We start from the raw sequence: 1311 nt of genomic DNA on the forward strand, positions 1-1311 counted from the left end.
ACGCCAGGCTGACCCCGGTCTCGACCCTGCCGCATCCGGCGGCCGGCGCCTCCGGATGCGGCAGGGTCGAGACCGGGGTCAGCCTGGCGTGGTCCAGCTGGTCGGCGGCCACCGGCAGGGCGGCATGCGCCACCGGCTGGCGGCCGGTCATGACCTGCGCCGGCACCACCGTGGCGAAGCGGCGGTTGGCGCCGTTCTCGATGATCGTGGTCGGGCCGTTGTGGATGTTGGTGATCCGGTTGATCTCGATGTTCCGGATGTTGGTGACGTTGACGTTCCGGACATAGGTGTCGCTGACCCGGTAGGGCGGGCGGTAGATCTCGCCCGGGCCCAGCGGGTACCAGCCGATCGGATGGCTGTCGACCGCCGCGGTGATGGCGGCGCCGACCGCGGCCCCGGCGAAGAAGCTGACCAGGGCCGGGGCGTAGACCGGATGCACCTCGACCGGGCCGGGCACCCAGCCCCAGCGGTCGTCGACATAGGCCCAGCGGCCGTAATGGAACGGCGCGAAGCCCCAGGGCTGGTCGTCGATCCAGGTCCAGCCCCAGCGGTCGTCATTCGCCCAGTGCCCGTAGCGATAGGGCACCCAGCCGGACGGCACGTCGGTCGGGTACCAGACCGTGCCGTAGGTCGGCGTCTGGTGCCAGGTGCCGGCGGCGTCCAGGTCCTGGTAGCCGGTCATGGCGCGCGAGACGTAGCGCGGCGCGGCGGAGGCGGCGCGAATCCGGCCGTCGGCCCAGTCGTCCAGCGGATCGCGGTCGGCCGACTGCGCCAGGGTATAGCCGAAGGGATTGGCACCGGTGACGATTCCGGTCTCGCCGCCCTGGATGTCGACCGGGCCGTCCGGCCCGCCGGCGATCTGCGCCTCGCCGGAGAACACCACCACCTGGGTCGGGTCCTGGGTGGTGCCGGCGTCGATGCGGTACTCGCCCGGCCGCTCCAGCGTGACCGTGCCGCGCGGCGTGTCGACCGAATAGGTCTCGCCGGCCTGCAGGTCGGCGATGTCGATGTTGACGGACCCCTGGCCCAGCTGGGCGCCGAAGGCGGTGTCGTCCAGCTGCTGCAGGTCCAGCTCGCTCTGCTCGCCGAGATGCAGCTCGGTCGAGCCGATCTCGACCGCCGCCCGGGCCTGAGGCTCGGTCCACAGCGACATGCCGGAGGTCACCGGCTGGTTGCGGGCGGCCACGGCCCAGGGCTGGGCCGGGTCGGGGCGCAGCGACACCGCGCCCGAAAGATCGGCCAGCCGCCCGACCCGGGCCGGCGGATCGTCCGCCAGGGCCGCCCGGACCGGAACGACGCCGCAGAGCAGGG

The 1311-nt window shown here is 73.0% G+C and carries 1 protein-coding gene; it reads right to left on the reverse strand.

Features of this window, described 5'->3' with window-relative positions:
• Positions 1-1311: DUF6600 domain-containing protein (locus P409_RS39745; protein ID WP_238578849.1), on the reverse strand; the 1311-nt coding region annotated here is incomplete at both ends.

Origin of the sequence: Inquilinus limosus MP06 (assembly GCF_000767795.1) — a bacterium.
Lineage (GTDB): Bacteria > Pseudomonadota > Alphaproteobacteria > DSM-16000 > Inquilinaceae > Inquilinus > Inquilinus limosus_E.